Source organism: Pseudomonas sp. Marseille-Q5117 (assembly GCF_946901175.1).
In the GTDB taxonomy this organism is placed as follows: Bacteria; Pseudomonadota; Gammaproteobacteria; order Pseudomonadales; family Pseudomonadaceae; genus Aquipseudomonas; species Aquipseudomonas iranensis.
Genome location: NZ_CAMPPP010000012.1, coordinates 157,779 through 172,668, shown reverse-complemented (window position 1 = coordinate 172,668; position 14,890 = coordinate 157,779). Strand labels below are relative to the sequence as shown.

General features: G+C 61.2%; 10 protein-coding genes. 7 read left to right on the top strand and 3 right to left on the bottom strand.

Annotated elements, in window-relative coordinates; translation table 11 throughout:
• Nucleotides 1–95: 95 nt before the first annotated feature.
• Nucleotides 96–653: an NUDIX hydrolase gene (locus OC605_RS19195; RefSeq protein ID WP_024011427.1), complete on the bottom strand. Its 558-nt coding sequence runs from the start codon at nucleotides 651–653 to the stop codon at nucleotides 96–98.
• Nucleotides 654–656: 3 nt separating this feature from the next.
• On the bottom strand, nucleotides 657–1,724 hold the full coding sequence (locus OC605_RS19190; RefSeq protein WP_016771859.1) for a DUF2333 family protein: 1,068 nt from the start codon (nucleotides 1,722–1,724) through the stop codon (nucleotides 657–659).
• Between the two features lie 415 nt (nucleotides 1,725–2,139).
• Here OC605_RS19190 and gcbA point away from each other — a divergent pair, with 415 nt between their 5' ends.
• The 5 genes from gcbA (at nucleotide 2,140) to accC (ending at nucleotide 8,358) form a co-directional block, all read left to right on the top strand.
• Nucleotides 2,140–3,810: a diguanylate cyclase GcbA gene (gene gcbA, locus OC605_RS19185; RefSeq protein WP_262138825.1), complete on the top strand. Its 1,671-nt coding sequence runs from the start codon at nucleotides 2,140–2,142 to the stop codon at nucleotides 3,808–3,810.
• Nucleotides 3,811–3,861: 51 nt separating this feature from the next.
• Nucleotides 3,862–5,808 (top strand): methyl-accepting chemotaxis protein, encoded by a 1,947-nt coding sequence (locus OC605_RS19180; protein ID WP_262138823.1) that lies wholly within the window; start codon nucleotides 3,862–3,864, stop codon nucleotides 5,806–5,808.
• A gap of 238 nt (nucleotides 5,809–6,046) precedes the next feature.
• Nucleotides 6,047–6,502, top strand: a complete 456-nt coding sequence (gene aroQ / locus OC605_RS19175; protein WP_016771861.1) for a type II 3-dehydroquinate dehydratase — start codon at nucleotides 6,047–6,049, stop codon at nucleotides 6,500–6,502.
• Nucleotides 6,503–6,526: 24 nt separating this feature from the next.
• Nucleotides 6,527–6,985, top strand: a complete 459-nt coding sequence (gene accB / locus OC605_RS19170) for an acetyl-CoA carboxylase biotin carboxyl carrier protein (protein WP_016771862.1) — start codon at nucleotides 6,527–6,529, stop codon at nucleotides 6,983–6,985.
• Nucleotides 6,986–7,002: 17 nt separating this feature from the next.
• Entirely contained in the window at nucleotides 7,003–8,358 is a 1,356-nt protein-coding gene (gene accC, locus OC605_RS19165; protein WP_024011424.1) for an acetyl-CoA carboxylase biotin carboxylase subunit, read from the top strand.
• Between the two features lie 65 nt (nucleotides 8,359–8,423).
• Here accC and OC605_RS19160 read toward each other — a convergent pair whose 3' ends face one another.
• A complete protein-coding gene (locus OC605_RS19160; RefSeq protein WP_262138821.1) occupies nucleotides 8,424–12,377 on the bottom strand; it encodes a type III effector 1 in 3,954 nt (1,317 codons plus the stop codon).
• A 194-nt stretch (nucleotides 12,378–12,571) separates the two neighbouring features.
• Between OC605_RS19160 and prmA the strand changes: the two genes are divergently transcribed.
• Nucleotides 12,572–13,450 carry a 50S ribosomal protein L11 methyltransferase gene (gene prmA / locus OC605_RS19155; RefSeq protein ID WP_262138819.1) on the top strand — a complete coding sequence of 293 codons (879 nt, stop codon included), beginning with the start codon at nucleotides 12,572–12,574 and terminating at the stop codon, nucleotides 13,448–13,450.
• Nucleotides 13,451–13,480: 30 nt separating this feature from the next.
• Nucleotides 13,481–14,752 (top strand): DUF3426 domain-containing protein, encoded by a 1,272-nt coding sequence (locus tag OC605_RS19150; RefSeq protein WP_262138818.1) that lies wholly within the window; start codon nucleotides 13,481–13,483, stop codon nucleotides 14,750–14,752.
• Nucleotides 14,753–14,890: the final 138 nt, after the last annotated feature.

Below are 14,890 nucleotides of genomic sequence, written 5' to 3'. Positions count from 1 at the left end.
CATCGGCGCTTTTTGGGAAGCGTTCGGTGCAGTTTGAAAAGGTCGCGCAGTGTAACGGCAAAAATCGCGATTGCTAAGTGCCAATCGGCGCCAATTCATGTGTTCTTTGCGACGTTGCTTTGCTGCGCCTTGAGATAGCGCTTCAGCGCGGCCAGAGAGTCCGGGCAATAAGGCTTTTCGCTGATTTCGCGCATGACCTGTTCGATGGGGATGAATCGCGCTTCGAGGACTTCTTCCGGCTGCAATTTCAGCGGCCCGTCCCACACGGCGGAAAACGCCGAACACCACAGACGGTTGCCGGTGTCTTCGAAGTAGAAGTGATCGTGAGCGGTGAGTTCGACGCCGCTGACGCCCAGCTCTTCCGCAAGCTCGCGCGCCGCCGACTCGGCGTAGCTTTCGTCAGCCTGGACCATGCCGCCTGCGGCAACATCCCAGTAACCGGGGTAAATCGCCTTGCTCAACGTGCGCCGGTGCACGCACAGCTCACCGGCGGAATTGAACAGCATGATGTAGGTGCCACGGCCAATCAGCCCGCGCTCGCGCAAATCGGAGCGCACCAGCGCGCCGAGCAAATTGTCCTGCTCGTCGACCCAGGCGATCTGTTCGGCGTCCGAGGCGGCGCGGTGGGCCGCCTCTCTTGTGCTCTGGCTCACCTATCAGCCCTGATTGAGCAGTTGACGCAAGTCGATCACCGCAGCGTTGGCCCGGGAAATGTAGTTGGCCATGACCAGCGAGTGGTTGGCCAATACGCCGAAACCGCTGCCATTGAGGATCATCGGACTCCACACCGGCTCTTGCGAAGCCTCCAGCTCACGGATGATCTGGCGCACGCTGACGGTGGCGTTCTTCTTCGCCAGCACATCGGCGAAGTCGACTTCGATGGCGCGCAGCAGATGGGACAGTGCCCAGGCCTGACCGCGTGCTTCGTAGAACACGTTGTCGATCTGCATCCATGGGGTTTCCACGACTTCTTCGTCAACCTGCGGCACTTCGCCGACTGCCGGAACTTCGGTCTTCAGCGCAGTATTGAGCTTGACCCGACCGACACTGGCCGACAGGCGTTGCGACAACGAGCCGAGACGGGTACCGACATCGCCCAGCCAGTTGTTGAGGTTGTCCGCGCGGGCGTAGAACAGCGCGTTTTTCTGATTCGGATCCGACAAGCGCGACTGATAGCGGCTCAGGGAGTTGATGCCTTCCTGGTATTCCGACTCGCTGGACGGCAGCACCCAGCTCTTGTTGTCGAAGTTGAAGCGTGGTTCGGCCTTGGCCAGATCGGCGTCTTCGGCGGACTGTGATTGCGAACGGGCAAAATCCTTGCGCAGGGCGCGGGTCAGGTCACGCACCTGCACCAGCACGCCGTATTCCCAGCTCGGCGTGTTGTCCATCCACAGCCCCGGCGGGAAACGATCGTTGGAAATGTAACCGCCCGGCTTGTTGAGCAAGGTGCCGGCAACGGTCTTCAGGGTCTCGACCGTGGTGTAGCCGACCACCATTTGCTTGCCCTCTTTCTCGGCAGCGACCTGGGCGTTCTGCGCCACCGGAAACAGCTCCGGTTCCTGGCTCCAGTACCAGCCCAGCGCGATGGTGACCAGCAAATACAGACCGACCACTGTGGCCAGCGCCCGGCTGAACAGCAGCCCGCCGACATAGCTGCGGGTGGCCGACTTGGGCTCGGCGGCACGTTCAGGCGCGCTGCCCGCGCGGTTTTTCCAGTCCAGCATGGCGATATCCTTTCAATCACTTGGGTTCAACGGTTCGACCACAACCATACAACAACGTGCCAAGGCCGGGCACCCGTCGCTAACGATAAGCCGCAAATGGTGCGGCCCGATGACGCTTCGCGACACACTAAGGGATTCCCTGATAGGGCAACGCCAGCAACGCAGTGAACTCTGATCTGGATTCGGCCCGAGCAGCGATGTACAAATTCCCGACTGTTCTGCCCTGCCCTTCAAGGCAAGCGTCCGGATTTCGGGCATCTGACTGACCTGCAAGTGCATGAGAAAACCACCCGGTCAGAAACTGAATCGTGTCGTCCAGCAGATTATTGACGTACGACACTCGTCTAAGGGAAAAGAGGTGCTAGCATAGAGCCACCAGTCGATCTCAGCATGCACCCTAACTAGTAGTCAGGATATGACCGAGCCAGAAGACCCCAGCCGTGAGCGTCTCAAGCACCACTTTGCCCAGCGGGTAATTCATCAGGCACGTCAGATTCTTGAGATATGGCAGCGCCTGCAACGCAGTGAGTGGTCCACCGTCGATCTCGCCGAACTGAGCGAGGCGAATCTGCGTCTGCTGCGTTTTGCCGAGCGTTTCGAACAGCCTGAACACACTCAGTTGGCGCACCACATCAGCCAGTCGTTGCAAGCGGTGGATGCCAACCGTGGGCGCCTCAGCAGCGGCCTGATCACTGATCTGAATCGCTTGATGCAGCGCCTGTCGCGCACCGGCCTGCGCCATGGCGACCAGCTCGACCAGACGTTCCTGCCGCCGCTGCGCAAGCCGATCTACGTAATGTTGCAGGATCACGACCGCGCTGAACGACTGGCAAAGCAACTGGAGTTTTTCGGCTTGAGCGCGCAGGCACTGGACAGTGTCGCGGCGTTTCGCTCGTCGATGGTCGAGCGCTTGCCCGCGGCGATTGTCATGGACGTGGATTTCAGTGGCCCCGGCATCGGCCTGAAACTCGCCGCCGAAGCTCAGGTCGGCCTCGAAGAACCGCTGCCGCTGCTGTTCTTCAGCCTGCACGAAACCGACACTCCGACCCGCCTCGCCGCCGTGCGCGCCGGTGGCCAGGAATTCCTCACCGGCACCCTTGAAGCCTCGAGCCTGCTGGAAAAAATCGAAGTGCTGACCTGCGTCGCCCAGTACGAACCTTATAAAGTGCTAGTCATCGACGACTCGCGCGCCCAGGCCCTGCACACCGAGCGCCTGCTCAACAGCGCCGGGATTGTCACCCGCACCCTGATCGAACCGATTCAGGCAATGGCCGAACTGGCGGATTTCCAGCCGGACCTGATCATCCTCGACATGTACATGCCGGCCTGCACCGGCACCGAGCTGGCGAAAGTCATCCGTCACAACGACCGCTACGTCAGCGTGCCGATCATTTACCTGTCGGCCGAGGATGATCTGGACAAGCAGCTCGACGCCATGAGCGAGGGCGGCGATGACTTCCTGACCAAGCCGATCAAACCGCGACACCTGATCACTACCGTGCGCAACCGCGCCGCGCGGGCGCGCAATCTCAAGGCGCGGATGGTTCGCGACAGCCTCACCGGCCTGTACAACCACACGCACATCCTGCAATTGCTCGAAGACTGCTCGTTCCGCGCCCGCCGCGAGAACAAGCCGCTGAGCTTTGCCATGCTCGACATCGATCACTTCAAACGGGTCAACGACAGCCACGGCCACCCGATGGGCGACCGTGTGATCAAGAGCCTGGCGCTGTTTCTCAAGCAGCGGTTGCGCAAGACCGACTTCATCGGTCGTTACGGCGGCGAAGAGTTCGCCATCGTCATGCCCGACACCGATATCGACGCGGCGCATAAAGTCCTCGACGAAATTCGTCAGCGCTTCGCCGAGATTCATTACCCGGCGCAGCCGCAGGATCTCTGGTGCACGTTCAGCGCCGGCGTGGTGGAAATGTGCGATGACTCCGACAGCCTGATGATGGCCAGCCAGGCCGACGAAGCGCTGTACCGCGCCAAAGGTGCCGGACGCAATCGGGTGCAGACCGCGCGGCAGTCAAAGCAAAGTGCCACTTTTTCATCGGAATCCACTGATTCGGTCATAACCTTGTAATGGAACCGCAATAAATTCAGGCGCTTACCATTCCTGCCGTTGGTAGCCGTCATGCGCCTGAAGTTGCTCACCAATCTCAACACTCTGCTGCTGGTCGCCGTCTGCGTGGCCCTTGGCGCCACGCTGTGGTGGTCGCAAAAAGCCCTCGAACGCCCCTATCTGTTGATGGAGCGTTACCTGGGGCTGTCGCAACAATTTCAGAATGAAGTGGCGCGCAACGTCGAGGATTATCTGGCCAGCGGTGACGCGCTGCGCCTGAGCAGCGCCGCCCAGGCTATCGACAGCGTGCACAAGCAACTGGGTGAGCTGCCCCCGACGCTGGCCGACGCCGTGCAGCCAAGCCTGTCGAGCCTTGATGAGTTCAGCAAAACCGACCTGCTCGCCGCCGGCAAACTGGCCGGCGATCCGCAGGCGCTGCTGGTGCAGGCCGAACGCGAACTCAGCGCCAGCCTCGACCAGCTCAACACCTACGCCAATGGCAACGCCGCCTACCTCGCGCCACTGCTTGCCGCATCGCAGCATCTGGGCAAACTGTCGCTGGCGCGGGACAAACTGGTCAGCAGCGGGCGCAGTGAACTGGCTGCCGATGTCGAGCGCGAAGTGAGCAACATGCGCGCCCAGGCCGAAGCCATTGATGCCCTGCCCTTGCTCGGTGTGGTCGCCAGCAACGAATCGAGCAGTGACGATTTCGCCGCGTTGATGGGCATCGAAAACACCGACAAAGCCGCCGCTGAAGATGCCGGTATCGCCCTTAAGCGCGAACTGAACAGCTTGCTTGGCCGCTATCCGGCGGAACTGGCGCGCACCCGCGAACAGATCCAGAAACGCGCCGATCTCAGCGCCGCCACCCACGAAAAAATCACCAGCGTGCAACTCGCCATTGCCGGCCTCGAACCGGTGGTGCGCGCGCAACACGGGCAGATCCAGGGCGAAGTGCGCCTGATGCAAGGCGTGATGATCGGCTTGATTCTGCTGATCGCCCTGCTCATCGACACCTTGCAGCGGCGCCTCGCCCGCACCCTGACCAACCTCGCCCCGGCGCTGTCGACCTGGGCCGAGGGCGATTTCAGTCGCGACATCCAACTGGGCAAGACCAATCGTGAACTGCGCGACATAGAAGCGTCGCTCAATCGCTTGCGCGCCTATCTGGTGGACCTGGTCGGCACGATTCGCGGCAACGCCGAGCAAGTCGCCGGCAGCAGCCGCACCCTCGCCGAACTGAGCAATGACCTGCACAGCGGCGCAGAGCATCAGGCGGGCGATACCGCACTGATTCGCGACTCGCTGGGTGAACTCGAGGCAACCATTCAGCAAGTGGCCGGCGATGCCCGTCAGGCTGCGGACGCCAGCCGTCATGCCGGTCTGGCCGTCGAACATGGCCAGACGGTGATCGGCCAGAGCCTTACCGGGCTGCATGCGCTGGTCGGTGAGGTTCAAGGCAATGCGCAGATGATCGAACATCTGGCAGAAGAATCAGCAACCATCGGCGGCGTGCTGACGGTGATTCGTTCGATTGCGGATCAGACCAATCTGCTCGCCCTGAATGCAGCGATCGAGGCGGCCCGCGCCGGGGAGATGGGCCGTGGTTTCGCCGTGGTCGCCGAGGAAGTGCGCTCGCTGGCACAACGCACCGCCGGGGCCACGGCAGAAATCCAGACGCTGATCGCCGGCCTGCAGACCGCCGCGCGGCAATCGGTCGAAGGCATGCGCGCGCAGGTCGAACACGCCGAAGCCACGGCCAGTCAGGCGCAAGCGGCGGACGGTGCACTGGACAAAATCGTCGGCGCGATCCAGACCATCGCCGACACCGCCGTGCGCATCGCCGATGTCACTGCGCAGCAAAGTGGCGCGGTCAGCGAGATCCGCGATCACAGCGAGCGCATTCATCAATTGGGTGGGGATAACCTGCTGCGCATAGGCCAAGGGCGCGAACAGGGCGAGAACCTGTTGATTCTCGGCGGCCAATTGCATACGGCCGTTCAGGCCTTTCGCGTCTGACACACCGCCTTCGCGAGCAGGCTCGCTACCACATTGGAATGCATACCCCTGTGGGAGCGAGCCTCGCGATGAGGCCCTTGCCAACACCGCGAATGACCGGATCAGCTCACTCGGTCACAAATTTCGCGCAAACATCGCCCATCGTGCCGCCTATTGCATGGAACTGGACAGTCACAAAGGCTTTGCGGCATAGTCGCCGGGTTCTGACGACTGCTCATTGATAACAAGGACAACGCAGATGGCAACGCTATTGGTGCTGCACGGCCCCAACCTGAACCTGCTCGGCACCCGGGAACCGGGGACCTACGGGTCGACGACCCTGGCGCAGATCAATCAGGATCTGGAGCGGCGAGCCCGCGAAGCCGGCCATCATCTGCTGCATCTGCAAAGCAACGCCGAGTACGAATTGATCGATCGCATCCACGCTGCGCGCGGTGAAGGCGTGGACTTCATTCTGATCAATCCGGCGGCTTTTACGCACACAAGTGTCGCATTACGTGACGCGCTGCTGGGAGTGAGCATCCCATTCATCGAAGTGCATTTGTCCAACGTGCACAAGCGCGAACCTTTCCGCCATCACTCCTACTTCTCCGATGTAGCGGTAGGAGTGATCTGCGGCCTTGGCGCCAGCGGTTACCGACTGGCCCTGGAGGCCGCACTAGAGCAGCTTGAACACCAAGCTATACGCCCCTGACCGACCCTTGGGAGTTGATGATTCATGGATATCCGTAAAGTTAAGAAACTGATCGAATTGCTGGAAGAGTCCGGCATCGACGAGCTCGAGATCAAGGAAGGCGAAGAGTCCGTACGCATCAGCCGTCACAGCAAGACCCCGGCGCAGCAGTACTACGCGCCAGCCCCGATGCAGGCTCCGGCCGCTGCCCCTGCTGCCGCGCCAGTCGCTGCCGCTGCTCCGGCTGCCGCTGCTGCACCCGCGCTGAACGGCACCGTTGCCCGTTCGCCGATGGTCGGCACCTTCTACCGTAAATCTTCGCCAACCTCGCCAGCCTTCGTTGAAGTCGGCCAGACCGTGAAGAAAGGCGACACCCTGTGCATCGTCGAAGCCATGAAGATGATGAACCACATCGAAGCTGAAACCAGCGGTGTGATCGAATCCATCCTCGTCGAAGACGGCCAGCCGGTTGAGTACGACCAACCGCTGTTCACCATCGTTTGAACCGCGGAGAGCCTTTGATGACTGCGAAGTTGGAAAAAGTTCTGATCGCTAACCGCGGTGAGATCGCCCTGCGGATTCTGCGTGCCTGCAAAGAGATGGGCATCAAGACCGTCGCCGTTTACTCCAAGGCCGACAAAGAGCTGATGCACCTGGGTCTGGCAGACGAATCCGTCTGCATCGGCCCGGCGTCCGCCGCTCAGTCTTACCTGCACATTCCGGCCATCATCGCTGCCGCAGAAGTGACCGGCGCTACCGCCATTCACCCAGGCTACGGTTTCCTCGCGGAAAACGCCGATTTTGCCGAGCAGGTCGAGAACTCCGGCTTCGCCTTCATCGGCCCGAAAGCCGACACCATTCGCCTGATGGGCGACAAGGTATCGGCCAAGCACGCGATGATCGAAGCAGGCGTACCGACCGTTCCAGGTTCTGACGGCCCGCTGCCGGAAGACGAAGAAACGGCGCTGCGCATCGGTCGTGAAGTCGGCTACCCGGTGATCATCAAGGCCGCCGGCGGCGGTGGTGGTCGCGGCATGCGTGTGGTGCACAAGGAAGAAGACCTGATCGCCTCGGCGAAACTGACCCGCTCCGAAGCAGGTGCGGCGTTCGGCAACCCGATGGTCTATCTGGAAAAATTCCTCACCAACCCGCGCCACGTCGAAGTGCAGGTACTGTCCGACGGCCAGGGCCACGCCATCCACCTGGGCGACCGCGACTGCTCGCTGCAGCGTCGGCACCAGAAGGTTCTCGAAGAAGCACCGGCACCGGGCATCGACGAGAAGGCGCGCCAGGAAGTATTGGCTCGCTGCGTCAAGGCATGCATCGACATCGGCTACCGTGGCGCCGGTACTTTCGAGTTCCTCTACGAGAACGGCCGTTTCTACTTCATCGAAATGAACACCCGTGTTCAGGTGGAGCACCCGGTTTCGGAGATGGTCACCGGTATCGACATCGTCAAGGAGATGCTCAGCATCGCCGCTGGCAACAAGCTGTCGTTCACTCAGGATGACGTGGTCATCCGCGGTCACTCGCTGGAGTGCCGGATCAACGCTGAAGATCCGAAGACCTTCATGCCGAGCCCGGGCACGGTCAAGCATTTCCACGCTCCAGGCGGCAACGGCGTTCGCGTCGATTCGCACCTGTACAGCGGTTATGCCGTGCCACCGAACTACGACTCGCTGATCGGCAAGCTGATCACTTACGGCGCAACCCGCGACGAAGCCATGGCACGCATGCGCAATGCCCTGGACGAAATCGTGGTCGACGGGATCAAGACCAACATCCCGCTGCACCGTGACCTGGTTCGTGACGAAGGCTTCTGCAAGGGCGGTGTGAACATTCACTACCTCGAGCACAAGCTGGCCAAACAGTCGTAAGGCTGAAGCGGCATGGAAAACCCGATCCCTGCGGATCGGGTTTTTTTATGTCTGCAACAGACACATCAGACCAGGATGGTGGAGAGAGCCTGCTGCGCGATCTTTTCGGCAGATGCCCACACACCATCAGCATTGACCACCACGCCTGCTGCGTTTTCATGTAGCGGCGGGCTGCGGAAACGCCTCTTGAAGGTTTCGGCACGTGTCAACAGCGCGGCGGAGACGTTGCCCGATCCGTCGAAAAGTGGGTTGTACAACCCGCCAAGCTGACGAGAGGAATGCTTGAACACTCTCGAGACTCCATTGTTCAGATTCAGCACCACGCCATAGCTGTTGCCCAGGCACGACGAGAATGACCAGTAATCCCAGGTCGGCTGCAGGCCCTGTTCGCGCAAAACGCGCCTGACCGGACCGCCGATGTCAGCGCCCGCTGACAGCCAGTCGCCACCCACCAGCGTGGCGCGAATGTTCTGCGGTGCTCCCCCCAGACGCTCCAGTACCTGCGTGACACTTCGTTCGATCAACGGGCGAATATTGTGATCAAAATGAATGACCGCCCCCATTCTCGTCGTCGGGTTATAAAGCGAGGCGATGACGCAACTCTGCGCATTCAACGAAAACAGGTAATTATCTGGCGATCCGGGACGGAAAGCCGCCACCACCGCTTCGCCCTGCATCGCGCCGCGGTTCAACACTGGTTCGACACCTCTGGGAAAAGCATCATTCAGATTGTTCACGCGCCCAAGGTTGCGCACGTTGCCACCTCTGAGCCCGACCCTGTCGTGTGTCCACTTACCGTTCGGAGCAAGGCGTATCGGTTGCTGATAGATGGCGGTCGGGCGACGGGCATCGACCAGGCTCAGCCCACCGAAATGCGGATTTTCCCTGACCAGGTAATACTTGCCCTTGTCGCGAATGTAATAGGCCGGTTGCGGCTGTGCGGTGCTGGGCGGACTGCGCCATGTGCCGAAAAAGACGCCTTCTTCGGTCACCCTTTGCAAACGCTCGGGCGCCTTGCTGACCGCCTGCCTGACATGGAAGCGGACTTCCCGGATCGCCGGCAGCGCTTCCTTGCGCAGCGGAGCCACGGTGTTCAGACGCTCTGACAACAACGAGGCCGGCCGCATGGTGTGCTTCAGACTTCTGGCCGCACCGCCCAGCCACTTGATCGCACTGCCGGCGCCGACCATAGCGAACAACGCGCCCCACGACGCCTCCAGCCAGTGGCCGAGCGCGCCATCGACGTCACCCTCCAGATGCGCAGCGACCGCCTGACCGGCGCTGACGGCGATGAACACGACATCGAGCAGCAAGGCAAACGGAGGGACCACCATGCAGAACGGTGCAGCTGCAAACATCAGCCCCTTGACCACTTGGCGTTCGATCATTTGCGCGCGGCTGGTGGTGATGTCCTGCACATCCGTGACCGCGCGCTCAATGTACGCATTGAACTCGCTGCGCGCGTCAATCAGGCGCTGCGCTTCGTACAGCGTATCGACGCGTTGTTTTTTTGCCGCAATCGCATACAGGGTGCGCGACACGATGCTGCGCGCGGCGACCGGCGTACGCGCCATCAAGTAGTCATGCAAAGCGCCGGCGATGTCGCCGAACAGTGACTGATAAGCACGCACCACAATGCCGTCGGGCGCATCAGGCGTGTACAGCCACCAGGACGGCTCGGGGTTGAACGAGGTCAGGACATAAACCCCGAGCACGACGTGATGGCGCACGGCGAACCTGAACACGCCGTCACTTTCAACCATGCTCGCGCCGGGAAAATGCGTATCCGGCGCTGGCACCTGGCTCAACAGAGAAACCTGACGGACCAGCGCTGAATACACCGCGTCGCTCAATCGCGCCTGAATTCTGGCCACGCGTAAATCACGGTCCATCTTTGACAGCAGCACGTTGCGGTAGGCAAAGCGACGCGGTTCGTAGGCAGCATCACGCGGGTCGAGATATTTGCCACGGATCTCGCTGGCGTATTTTTCACCCAGCCAGGCCCGGCGCAGATACAGCGCCAGATCCGCGCTGCGCACAAGGCTCAAATCCTGCCCGACCGACGAGCGCACGCCTTTTTTCGGGTGCTCGATGCCGGAGTTGTCATCGTAGCCGTGAATCGCCAAGTCAAGCAGTGTGGCTACCTGCTGCTTCCTGCGGTCGGCAACGCCGGGGTTGTAATCGATCAACACAGTGGCCGGATCGACCGGTTCCAGCACGTTCTTGCTGCGCATGTAGGGCGTGATCGCTGCGGCAACCGTGCGCCGGGCGAAATCGACAAAAACCTCGAAACCGCCCATCTGCTCGTTGAAAACCTGCTGATGAACCATCAGTTCCTGATTCAGACTGCTGATGCGCCGGCGGGCATCCAGACCGAGCGTCGTGTACCAGCGCAGCGAGTTATCCAGCTCGACCCGCTGCAGGTTTTTTGCCAGGCCCATCATCACAGCTGCTTCGACGCACTCGGCGAACGGCAGGGCCGCACGTCGAATGTCGCTTTTCATGCCCCAGAGAGCGGGGCTGGCCGCCGCGGCCAAAAGATAGTCACGTGCAGCGTGATGTGCAGTGGGTGAAAGCTGTTGCAACAGATACTCGCGACCGGATTCGTTTTGCGTCCAGCTCCATACTTCGCCGGTCAACGCCGCAATCGAAGTCAACCGGACCCACTCCTGACCGTCCGGCTTGTTCGGTGCGTACAGGACCAGGTTATTCACCGCCTGCTCAGTCTCTGCATGGTAGAACACCAGAAGATCGGCGCATTGCATGCCGTTGGGCAGCGTCAGTGCGGCCACTTGCAACGGTTTCTTTGTGACTTGCCCAGACCACGTCTGCTCGAGACGCGCATGGTCGGAATCCGACAGATGAGCTGCGCAGCGCGCGACGAATGCACTCTGCCTGAGCCGCGCGGTGAACCAGTCGATGAGCGCCTCTTGCACTTCTGTGCGCTCGTATTGCTCGGCGAGGACTCGCAGGTAATCTGCCGGATAATCCTGTCCCGCCAACATATCGGCAACGAATGTCGGCTTGAGTGACTGGTTGCGCAATGGCGCCGTACTGGTGATCTCCAGTACCGCTGCGAAGTCCTGACCGATCGGCCCGCATGCGAGCAGGTCGCTCAGGCGTCGACTTTGTGTCGGCTCTCCGACCGCCGAGCGCCATCTGAGCCGCACGTCGATCCTGTCCGGTTCAACCGTCATGTCGAGCTTGAGCTGAATGTATTCGATGGCCTGCTGGCGGGCAAAGTCGCGCAATGAGCCGTAGCCCTGCAGCAGATCATCGAGCGCTGTCTGGGCCAGTGACGTCTGCTCCTGATAATGACGCAACAAGGCGCGATCCGGCTCCTTCAGCGCTTTCATCCATGACGGCAGTTGCGCGAAGGAATGCGCCTCGAGAATCTTTTTCTCTGCACCGGTCGCCAATGCGGTCAACCGGTACCGACGAGTGCTTCGGGCCTGAACTCTGTCGATTTTTCTGCGCAATTGATTCAGTGTCAGGCCCGCCAGTTGGTCACGGCGCAACAGCAACTCGATGTCCTTGATATAGCGCCGCAGCTTGCGTTTGATCAGGCGATCGAACAACGCCTCCTGTCCTTTTGTCGCCCAGTGCTCTCGCAGGTATTTTTGGTACTGGTCAAGGAAGTGCAGCGAAACGGTATCCACCGTCCGGATAACATGCTCATGACGGCTGGAAGGCAATCCGGGGTCGGCCCCCCCAGGCCAGCGAAATGGAGCGTCCTGGATCGCCAGGAACATGACGGGCCTGCCGTCGAGAAGCTTTTGCAGAATGGCGTCAAGCAGGGCAACCACAAAGCCCGGGGCGAAATGGCCGTCCGGGTAATGCCTGCGCAGTTCAGTCAATGCGAAGTGCTCCAGCGCCTCGAGCAACGTCATCTGGCTGTTCAAGCGCTTGTCGATCATCACCTGCCAGCGCGTGATGCGCAGGAGGATTTCCTGCACCGACCCCGTAGACGCAGCGGCTATCGGTGGTTTTTCTTCTACAGTTCCTTGTTGATCCGCCATGTCGTCCAGCCTTTTGTTGCGTAGAGATGAGCGCTCACTCTATTTGCCGACAAAAGTGCTCAGGCCATACATATGTATATCGCGGGCTCGAATGTGTAACAGCAAAGCGGCGTGTCCACTTTGCCGGCGACCTGGCGTAAACTGCGCGTTTTTGCAGCTTCGGGCTGCCCCACAGATTTTCAAAGGTGCCCGCCATGCCTTGGCTGCAAGTCCGTCTCGCCATCACCCCGGAACAAGCCGAAACCTACGAGGACGCATTCCTCGAAGTCGGCGCCGTGTCGGTGACTTTCATGGACGCCGAAGACCAGCCGATCTTCGAACCGGAACTCAACACCACGCCGCTGTGGTCGCACACTCATTTGCTGGCCCTGTTCGAGGGCGGTACCGAACCGGAACCGGTGCTGGCTCATCTGGAGCTGCTGACCGGCAGCCCGTTGCCCGAACATCACAGCGAAGTGATCGAGGACCAGGACTGGGAACGCAGCTGGATGGACGGTTTCGAGCCGATGCGTTTCGGCCAGCGCCTGTGGATCGTGCCGAGCTGGCACGCCGCACCCGAGCCTGAGGCGGTCAATCTGCTGCTGGACCCGGGCCTGGCGTTTGGCACCGGCACCCACCCGACCACCGCACTGTGCCTGGAGTGGCTCGACGGTCAGGATCTGAAAGACTGCCACGTGCTCGACTTCGGCTGTGGCTCGGGGATTCTGGCGATTGCCGCCCTGCTGCTCGGCGCCAAGGAAGCCGTGGGCACCGACATCGACGTACAGGCACTGGAAGCCTCGCGCGACAACGCCGGGCGCAACAACATTGCCGATGAGCTGTTCCCGCTGTACCTGCCCGAGGATCTGCCGCAGGTTCCGGCCGACGTACTGGTGGCCAACATTCTCGCCGGCCCGCTGGTGTCGCTGGCACCGCAACTGTCCAGCCTGGTCAAGAGCGGTGGGCGCCTGGCGCTGTCGGGCATCCTCGCCGAGCAGGGCGAAGAAGTAGCGGCAGCTTATGCGCAGGACTTCGAGCTCGACCCGATCGCCAATCGCGACGGCTGGGTGCGCATCACCGGGCGTCGGCGCTAAAATGACCGCTTGCCTGAACCGGATCGCCGCATGACCGACAGTTTCGTCACCCAATGCCCGCATTGCCAGACCAGTTTCCGCGTCAACCATGCTCAGTTGAGCGTGGCGCGCGGCGTGGTTCGTTGCGGCTCCTGCCTGCAAGTGTTCAATGCCGCCAAGCAGCTGCTCGAGCAACATTCTGGCAAGGACACGGTGACGCCGCTCGCACCAGCGCTGCCTGAGACGCCTGCGCCTGTCAGCGATTCTGCGGTCGTCGAACAGATCCCCGCACCGCGCGCCATCAGCCAGAAGCAATGGAGCGCGTCGGAACTGGATCTGGACAGCCTCGATCTGGACGAAGAACTCGCCCGCCTCGAACAGCGCGAAATCCAGCCGGCCGCCGAATTCGGCCGTACCCGCGAAGAATCCTTGAGCGCCCGGCGCGACAGCCCGGAACCGGACGAAGGCACATGGCCCGACAGCCTGTTCAGCGAACCTGCCGATGAGCGCAGCGCAGCGCCGAATGTCGAACCAGATATCGAACCGTATATCGAGGGCGTCGAAACCCTCGAACCCGAGCGCACCGAACCCTCGTTATCACTGGAACCGGTGGATCTGGATGACGAGCCGCCGATCCCGCAACTGCGCCTGCACGATCCGATTGACCCGGCCGCCCGCCGCGAACGCTTCTCGGCCAGCGACGACAGCGATGACGACGATCTGCCATTGATCACTTCGCCGCGCAAAAAACGCGAACGGGCCGAGCCCGGCGTGCGCGCCGAGGTCCTGCAGGATCTGACCGACGACCCGCTGCAACTGGACTGGCAGCAACGCCGTTCGCCCTGGGGCCGGCGCCTGCTGTGGCTGGCGCTGGTGGTGTTGGCGGCCGGCGGTCTTGCCGCTCAGTACGTTGCCTATCACTTCGAGGAACTGGCGCGGCAGGATCAATACCGACCGTGGTTCCAGCAGATCTGCCCGCAGATCGGCTGCACCGTGCCGTCCAAGGTCGATATCGGCAAAATCAAGAGCAGCAACCTGGTGGTGCGCAGCCATCCCGATTTCAGCGGGGCACTGGTGGTCGATGCGATCATTTACAACCGGGCGACGTTTTCCCAGCCGTTCCCCTTGCTCGAGCTGCGTTTTGCCGACCTCAACGGTCATCTGATCGCCAGTCGTCGCTTCAAACCCGGCGAGTACCTGAGCGGCGATCTCGAGGGCCTGGCGGAAATGCCGCCGCAGACGCCGATCCACATCGCCCTGGATATTCTCGATCCGGGGCCGAAAGCGGTGAATTACAGCCTGAACTTCCACTCGCCGGAATGAACCGCTTCAGCGTTTCCCGATTGACGGCATTTTTCTGACTGATCACGGCCGACCAAACCGTTGGCGATAACAGAATAACTGTTCAGATTTTGTTCAATTCAGCCTTTAACCAGTCATCGAGAGCGGGTATCATGCCCA